Below are 8,241 nucleotides of genomic sequence, written 5' to 3' on the forward strand. Positions count from 1 at the left end.
CAGAAGTTCCCTACATTGTCATTCCAGTGAAAACTGGAATCCATCTTCGTCCGTGCTGTCATCCGCCACCGCCTGACTGTCTCGACGTGTCGGGCATCCGCCACGGCGGACTGGCGTCTTAATCATCGGTGCGCGACCGAGATTTTCGAATCCGCCAATGGAGGACGTCCCGCACGAAGAATTAAGAAGTGCAGTCAGCCTTCTATTTTGTCATTCCAGCGCAAGCTGGAATCCATCTTCTCCGACATTTGCAGGTCATCCGCTACGGTTATCCATGGCGAACGATCCTGACGTCCTACCTCACTGACACGCCGCCGTCGGCACAAGCGTGATAAAAAGATAATCTATCAACACCGTCAAATCAGAAATATCAGCCACACCGTCCAGTGATCCATCAGTATTGCCCTCGCTTGGACAACAGAGCGGCGTCGATGAAATGAACAGATAATCAATCAAAGCAGTAATATCTGACATATTCGAGACATCATCAATAGAACAATCGACATTGCCCGTTAATCCCACACAGCAGGATGCCAAGTTGCTGATGTTTTTCAGGATCGAGACACTGCTGGAATTGTAATTCGCGACCGCCAGATCAGGTTTCCCGTCCCCGTCAAAGTCGGCGGATGTAACCGAATGGGGATAGCTCCCCACCCCGTAATTCACCGCTGACGCAAAGGTACCGTTGCCGTTGTTTTTCAGGATCGAGACACTGTTGGAAGAGAAATTCGCGACCGCCAGATCAGGTTTCCCGTCCCCGTCAAAGTCGGCGGATGTAACTGAATAAGGATTACTTCCAGCCTAAGAAGTTCCTTCTTTATAATGACGGCCATAGTTGCAGAATTCAAAGGATTGTTGGCTACAAATGGATCATGTGGGCAGAGGACGAAATGTAGCCAATCGCTGAACGAGGAAGACGCTGGTAAAAAAGCGCTCACCGATAGAGACACAACCTTGCAAAAGGTTTTATTAAAGAAGATAACCGTTCCCGACACAGATCAATCGAAGTCATATTTACAGGTTGGATCCAATAAAATGTTAAGCGGAAGCGATTAAACGCTTGACGACGACGAACTTATTTTTTTTGGTTAAATCCCAGAAAATATTGGACGACAAGCCTTGGAGATGAGAGGCATGCTACGACGAGAGTTTTCCCTCTGGGAGCTTTGAGTATTTGGACAATTCAGACAACAAGCTTCCCAAGCTGGACATATGATAATTCTCGGCGAATTTTTGACCCCAGCTGATAGACTAGTTCGGATCTCTGTCCCTTCAATGACAATTCCTTTCGAAGATACGATATATTACCAGAAAGTCAGTCGTTTCTTTAACCAGAAGAGCTTCCCTTACAGTCTAATCGCATTCCCCGGACTGAATCGGTCGTATGTGTCGACCATGTCCTGTGTGCTCATGTGCAGATAGTTCTGAGTCACGACCAATGAGGTGTGGCCGAGAATTTTCTGCAGGATCACCGGAGAACCGCCTTATCGGATGAAATATGTGGCCGCGCTGTGCCTGATCAGGTGCGGATACAGAATCACACCGACCTTCTTGCCAATATGCTGAATGGTCTTGTGGCAATGTCGAGACGTAATCTGATCGCCGTTTCGCTGGCAGAACATCAGATCGCCTGAAAGATCCTGTAGCCAACGGTTCAGATAGAAATGCAGGGTCTTGATGGTCTTTGACCCCATCGGGACCTGCCGTTCTTTCCGCCCTTTGCCGTAAACCTTAATCAGACCGGCCCGCAGGTCGACATGCTCAAGCCTGAGTGTGATTAACTCCTCTTTGCGGATCATCGCATCCCAGAACAGCATCACCATTGCCAGATTTCGGTAGCCCTCTAAGGTATTCCGGTTGAGCGATTGGAGAATCTGACCGACTTGTTCAGGCGAGATGACTGGTTTGATGCGCTTTGAGGCTTTGATGAGCTTTAGCTTATGAGCAGGATTTGGTTTTGTCCAAAAGTTTTCCTCTTCAAGGTAGGTGAAAAACCTTGGATACACGCGTATGCGACCGTTGACTGTCTCATCTGAAACAACACCAATGAGCGATAGCAGATACTCTTGAAGATGCTGCTTGGTGATCTCTTCGATGTCTATGCCTTTGGCTTCCAGGTACCGGGCAAGGTAGCCCAAGCGCTCGGCATAAACATTGAGTGTCCTCGGAGCGAGATTGCGAATCTTGCAGCCGAAGACGAATGCATCAATGTACGTTTTCCAATTTTTCCCCACCTTGAATGCATCGACAATTTGATACAGTCTCTTGAGATGATCTTGCACGACTCCTCCGTGTGTCAGAGGCCCTTTTAGGTCATTTTGGCCTCATGTTTCAGGTTAAGCTATCACTGGAAGTCGTTGTGGGGCTTTTATTAAAGTACCCCCGGCAGGACTCGAACCTGCTACCCTCTGCTTAGAAGGCAGATGCTCTATCCACTTGAGCTACGGGGGCAAACTCGTTGGACAATTCTTATTATAGTTAATTCGATTGTGTTTGTATAGAGTTTTGGAAGGGGATATTTTCGCCCATGCGATGGAAGGGGATGAACTAAGATTGCTGTCCGCCGTGGAGGGTAGTACACCAGCCATGGAATTATTTGACCGTCAGGTCACCCACGACAGGCGGACTTCGGAAGCCTCAGCACCACTCCTCGCTGTTCGCTCGAAGTGACCAAGACCCGACGGAATTTTTAACTGAGATTGCCGCGTCGTGCCGAAGACGGCACTCCTCGCAATGACGTACTGAGAGTGTCTGTCATAATATTGAGTACACCACTGTTTGCGCTGGGGTTTATTTAATGTGGTGCAGTCCGAAAACGGCCTGCACGTAGATTTACCCTGGATTCCAACCTGCGCCGGAATGACATTAGCGGCGGGGAGCCCTGTGGTGCCTCGCTGTTTGCACAGGGTGTGGGAAGATCACACCGCAAACGGAGTGCGGTACAAGACTTAAGAGGAATTCCTCGCCATGACGGGGGGGAAGTAAATCTTTTGTAGACGGACACGCACCCATCACATTGAGGAACGCTACCGTGTAACTCGGCAGACGAATGATTTTAAGTAGGCGGACTCAGGGAAATAAACCGAAATCGGATGGTCGGGAGATTGCTGCACAAATTTCAACAGTTCCAAACGCACTCCGGATTGAATCGAAGCCTTGCGAAGCATCGTCAGGAAATCGTCCTGTGTAAAAAACTGCGAACAACTTGATGTCACAAGTATTCCGCCGTCTTTCAGCATCCGTATCGCGGCGCGGTTCAGAAAATGATACCCCTTTTGACCCGATTCAATATCTTTGCGAGATTTAATCAACGCCGGCGGATCGATGATGACCATATCAAAGGTCGGCTCGTGCCGAGGGGAGAGCCACTGAAAAACATCGGCTTGCTCAGTCAACATAGTATCAGCGGACAAGCCGTTCAACTCGGCGTGGTGTTTACAACCAGCAAGCGCCGCTTCCGAGCTGTCGATATTGAGCACCGATTTCGCGCCCCCGATGAGCGCGGCTACACTATGTGCGCCGGTGTATGAGAAAAGGTTGAGCGCAACACGGTCTTGTGCAAATTTGCGAATCTCTTTTCGAAGCTCTTTCTGGTCCAGGTAAAAACCGGTTTTTTGTCCCGAGATCGGCTCGGCAAAAAAGCGGATGCTTTCTTCGGTAAACTCTATCTGCGAAAAGGTGTCACCGTAGACGATGCCGGTTTTGTCTTGGAGTCCTTCTTCTTTTCGCGATGGAAGGTCGCTTCGCTCCACAATTGTTTTTGGTTTGAAAACCTCGACGAGCGCTTCGATGATAGTATCACGTAACAAATCAGTGCCGCCGGTTGCGAGCTGAATAACAAGCCGGTCCCCGTATCGATCGACAACAAGACCGGGAATGTTATCGGCTTCGCCGAAGATCACCCGATAGCCAGTTGTGTTTGTCCCCGGCCCATAACCGAGCAATCGTCGGGTGGAGTCGGCTTTTTCTATTTTGGTTACAAGCCACGCCTTATCAATTGAAACATCGGCAAATTCAAATATTCGAACGGAGATATTGGAGCTTTTCGAATAGGTGCCCGTTGCGACGATCTCTCCCTTTTCGTTGGCCACAGTCACCAATGTCCCATTCGGAATCTGTTCCGATCGTGGACGTAAGGCCCCTGAGAAGAGCCAAGGATGCCGGGTGGAAAGAAGGATATCTTTGCCGGGGTTCAGTTGAAATTTTGGATACATAATTATTGCAGATGATTCAGGCCGAAAATCAATTTCCCTCGTTAAAAAGCAGCGGGCATAAAAAAATCGGGGTGAGAGGATTTGAACCTCCGACATCTTGCTCCCAAAGCAAGCGCGCTACCGGACTGCGCCACACCCCGTAAAGTGGTGAGCATAATACCCTTACAGGGCGGAACTGTCAAGGCTATTGTCACGTTAAGAAAAAGCGGGCATTTCTTGGCAAATTGTCGTCGAATATATCGGGCTTGCCAGAACTCAACTTTTGTATAGATTGAACGTAATGGAACACCAAAACCTCTTAGGATATACTCTCGAACAGATGGAACAGGCAATTGCCCAAATGGGTCATAAACCATATAGAGCAAAGCAGTTGTTCAAATGGCTGTATAACAACCGCCAGTATGATTTCGAGCTAATGACTGATTTTGCAAAGGAACTCCGTGGTGAACTTGCCCAAAAATTCACCTTTGAAGGCCCTCCACTGGAAACCCGTTTGGTTTCCCAGGATGGCACAGAGAAATATCTCTTTCGTTTGAGCGATGGCAATCCAGTCGAGACAGTTCTCATCCCCGATGGCGATCGCCGGACGGCTTGTGTTTCTTCTCAGTCAGGCTGCGCCCTTGCCTGTAGGTTTTGCGCTACAGGCACGATGGGGCTGCTCCGCAACCTGACCGTGGGAGAAATCCTCTGGCAGTTGATTTATCTCCGCCAGGTTCATGGTGACGAGGCCTTTTCCAATGTTGTTTTCATGGGAATGGGCGAGCCTCTCCAGAATTATGACAATGTTATTGAGGCCATAAATATCATTACGCACCATCTCGGTTTCAATTTTGGCGCGAAGCGAACCACTATCTCAACATCGGGTATCACTCCTAAAATTCGCAAATTAGCCGACAGCGGACTCAAAACTCGATTGGCGCTTTCGCTCCATGCCGCGACTCAGGAAAAACGGGTGAAAATTATGCCAGTAGCGCAGACCTTCGGTCTTGAAAAGCTAATGGAAGCCATCCGCTATTACACTGAGACAACCGGCGAGCGGGTTATGTTTGAATATATCCTCTTTGACGGTTTTAACGATTCCCGGGCAGATATTGATGCCTTGATTAAACTTGTGCGGGGGATTCCGTGTAAAATAAACATCCTGCCCTACAATCCGATTCCAGGACTTGATTTCAAGCGGCCATCGGATGAGAGAGTTGATTGGTTTGCGCGAGAATTGCACAAGGACACACCGGCTGTAACTGTCCGGAGAAGCCGCGGACGGGATATTGATGCCGCTTGTGGCCAGCTTGCAGCGCGAAGAACAACGCCATCAGCGTTGAGTCTTGGGTAACTGAGAGAAGTACCGATAAGCACAAATTCTTTTCTGAATGATAATCATTGAAAATCATCCCATTTTGAACATAAGGACAAGACTATGAAGCGATTCATCAGCGCCTTCGCGCTCGTTTTCTGTCTGTTGAGTTTCCCGTTGCCCGCCAATACTCAGGATATATCGGATATCATTATCGGCGATATCGACATTCCGGTGCTTCGCTGGGGAAGGCAAAAGGCGACTTTTACCGCGGAGAATAAGAGCGACTATGTCCGCTTTCTGGCTGTCGTGACCGAACTTAAGTTCGAAGGCACATATATGAACCCGACTCGCGCTGTTCGCCGCCATTTCATTTTAGAGCCTTGGATGACCGAGGATGTGATTACCGATGTCAATATTCCCGGGAACTACGGGACTGGCCATGTCACCTTCGCCATTTATGATATGATCGACACCCTCGATGCTCTGCTTGAAACACAGAAAATTGTTGAACAGCCGCTGACGATCCAGTTCGCGATTCCCGATGCCGCAATCGGATATTTCAAAAACCGAATGTCATTGCCGCCCATGGTTGCCAATAGCCATATTTTCGACAATGAATTCACCCATGTCTTGCTCTTGATGATTTCCGAAGGAAAGACGATTTTGGAAATCACCGAAATAACTACGGCGGACAGTTCATTTGTAGAGCAGATGCTCGATACACTTGCCAATAACGGTTTCATGACAACACGCCGAAGCGACCGAAAAGTAGTCTTTCCGATTATAAGCGCGTCTTTTGCCGATGACGGAAAAAAGATTGCCACCCGCCTCTCCGATTCCCTTGCAACTGTTATCACAAAAAACTTTGGCGGTCACCAGCATTTGCTCGACAGCCTTATCGCGGCAGGAGCCCTCAGTCCTGATAAGAATGACTTCAGTGGCGGCGGCTCGATTATGTACAAGCCGTATCCGCTGGTGACAGCTTTTGTTCTCTGGGCAAGTCTCGGCCAAAAGTTTGTCGACGAAGCCAAGACATTGGCAATTTTTAATCAAACAGATCCATGCAACGCAAATATCCAGTCCTATATGTACGCCGTACAGGGTGGCGATGTAGTGAATGGTAACCAGTATTTCAATTTGACTTCAATTGGCCGCCAATACACAATTGATTTCGGCGACCCGATCCCTCAAGTTATCTGCCCGAGAACGGTCTCGGTAATGAACAGTCTGAATGATGCCGCCCATTGGAGATATGAGCAGGGATCTATCGGCGAGTCGTATCTCTTCGACGGCGCCGTCGTTGCCGAGGCGCTGAAATTGCTCGAATTTGGAACGGGCAATCATATTGCGGCAGCAAAGAAGGAGATCGATTCCTTAGCGGCAAAATATGGCCACATTGCTCCCTACACCGGCATTCGATACTGGTTTTGGAATCTTGTAGCGACTCAGACCACCAATAAGCTCGTAAAAGCCAAGTTAATAGAAAAGAATGCAAACGGGCAGTACAAACTGGTCCTGAAAACGAAATGAGTAAGCTGATTCTTCTGTTGATAGCGTCATCGCTGTGCCTCATCGGCTGTCCTGTCAAAGAGAAGATCCCATCGAGAGATTACATCCCTGTGCTCAAAGAAAGGCTGTTCGCCCTTCAGGTGGCGGTCAAAGGCCGTAACCGGGCGGCTGTTGATTCACTGCTCTCCGTCGAAATTTTGAAGGAAAACCAAAGCTCTGACTCGTTGCTTAATCTCGTGTACGGAGCCAGCGGAAATTTCGGCTTTGTCCAATTCGGAGGATACGAGATTGCTTATGATGACAATAAAGCGCGAATTGATTGTTACATTATGGATAGCACGTCTCTCACAGATCGCCCGTTGATTCTGACATTTATCAATGACGGCGGCCAGTGGCTGCTCAAACGGTTCGAGATCGAATCGGACGAATTGAAATCATCAGATAAGTGACAGCTACACCGTTGGATGGGAGAAAACTCACAATCCGCTCCATTTGCCTACTGTCTGGCCGCTGACATATTGAACTGAAGATGAATTTGTGATCAGTAACTCAAATGAAGACATGCGCATGATGAATCATCAATCTCTCTGTAGACCCTTCGAGTGGTTTATTACCCTTGTGCTTTGTTCGGCAGTTTTAACAGGCTGTATTAACTGGGATAGTGACTTTACTTTACATCCTCGACAAATGAAAACTTCTAACTGGCAACTGGACTTTATTTTAGTCGCGGATACAAAGTATCTGTGGGGCAATAACCCGCAAGCTATAATTGATTCCTACGGGAAATGGGGATTTACTCTCAATTGTAAGGTACCAAAAAGGAAGGAATGTCAAACTTATCTTTATATCGATTCTCTAACAATTAGATCCGGCGACTCCACCTTGCTCGCGCTTGGTGACAATGACCTTGCCCCGGTTTAGTGAACACAACAAGAAGATGGGATTATATTCCCATTCGGAGGTGTGTGCATGTCAAATCAGAAGCGTCGGAAGTATGACCGTCAGTTCAAGCTGGAGGCCGTTCGGCTCAGTCATGAACCCAGTTGGACTGTTTCGGGGGTTGCCCGTGACCTTGGAATCAGCGAGAATGTTCTGCATGTGTGGCGGACGAAACTGAAAGGGGATGGTGAGGCGGCCTTTCCCGGGAAAGGTCATTTGTCTCCGGATCAGGATGAACTGCGTCGATTGCGTCGGCAGTTAGCCGATGACCAAAGGGAATGG

At 48.4% G+C, this 8,241-nt stretch carries 7 protein-coding genes, 2 tRNA genes and 1 pseudogene; 4 read left to right on the top strand and 6 right to left on the bottom strand.

The window, feature by feature from the left end:
* Positions 1 to 300: 300 nt before the first annotated feature.
* The 6 genes and pseudogenes from SGI97_08180 to SGI97_08205 form a co-directional block, all read right to left on the bottom strand.
* A pseudogene (locus SGI97_08180) lies at positions 301 to 756 on the bottom strand (VCBS repeat-containing protein).
* A gap of 590 nt (positions 757 to 1,346) precedes the next feature.
* Positions 1,347 to 1,472 (bottom strand): hypothetical protein, encoded by a 126-nt coding sequence (locus SGI97_08185; protein MDZ4723865.1) that lies wholly within the window; start codon positions 1,470 to 1,472, stop codon positions 1,347 to 1,349.
* Positions 1,473 to 1,484: 12 nt separating this feature from the next.
* On the bottom strand, positions 1,485 to 2,282 hold the full coding sequence (locus tag SGI97_08190) for a tyrosine-type recombinase/integrase (GenBank protein ID MDZ4723866.1): 798 nt from the start codon (positions 2,280 to 2,282) through the stop codon (positions 1,485 to 1,487).
* 95 nt (positions 2,283 to 2,377) lie between these two features.
* Positions 2,378 to 2,451: transfer RNA gene (locus SGI97_08195), tRNA-Arg, on the bottom strand.
* A 575-nt stretch (positions 2,452 to 3,026) separates the two neighbouring features.
* Entirely contained in the window at positions 3,027 to 4,214 is a 1,188-nt protein-coding gene (locus tag SGI97_08200; protein MDZ4723867.1) for a class I SAM-dependent rRNA methyltransferase, read from the bottom strand.
* A 66-nt stretch (positions 4,215 to 4,280) separates the two neighbouring features.
* Positions 4,281 to 4,354 (bottom strand) — tRNA-Pro (locus SGI97_08205).
* A gap of 140 nt (positions 4,355 to 4,494) precedes the next feature.
* On the opposite strand from SGI97_08205, the gene rlmN reads away from it, so the two are divergent.
* From rlmN to SGI97_08225, 4 genes are all read left to right on the top strand, one after another.
* A complete protein-coding gene (rlmN, locus tag SGI97_08210) occupies positions 4,495 to 5,547 on the top strand; it encodes a 23S rRNA (adenine(2503)-C(2))-methyltransferase RlmN (GenBank protein MDZ4723868.1) in 1,053 nt (350 codons plus the stop codon).
* An 84-nt stretch (positions 5,548 to 5,631) separates the two neighbouring features.
* A complete protein-coding gene (locus tag SGI97_08215) occupies positions 5,632 to 7,041 on the top strand; it encodes a hypothetical protein (protein ID MDZ4723869.1) in 1,410 nt (469 codons plus the stop codon).
* Positions 7,038 to 7,469 carry a hypothetical protein gene (locus tag SGI97_08220; GenBank protein MDZ4723870.1) on the top strand — a complete coding sequence of 144 codons (432 nt, stop codon included), beginning with the start codon at positions 7,038 to 7,040 and terminating at the stop codon, positions 7,467 to 7,469. Before SGI97_08215 ends, SGI97_08220 begins: the two co-directional genes overlap by 4 nt.
* Before the next feature lie 520 nt (positions 7,470 to 7,989).
* Positions 7,990 to 8,241 (top strand): transposase (locus tag SGI97_08225; protein MDZ4723871.1); only part of this gene is annotated, 252 nt, incomplete at its 3' end.

It is taken from the genome of Candidatus Zixiibacteriota bacterium (assembly GCA_034439475.1).
Classification (GTDB): Bacteria; Zixibacteria; MSB-5A5; order GN15; family FEB-12; genus JAWXAN01.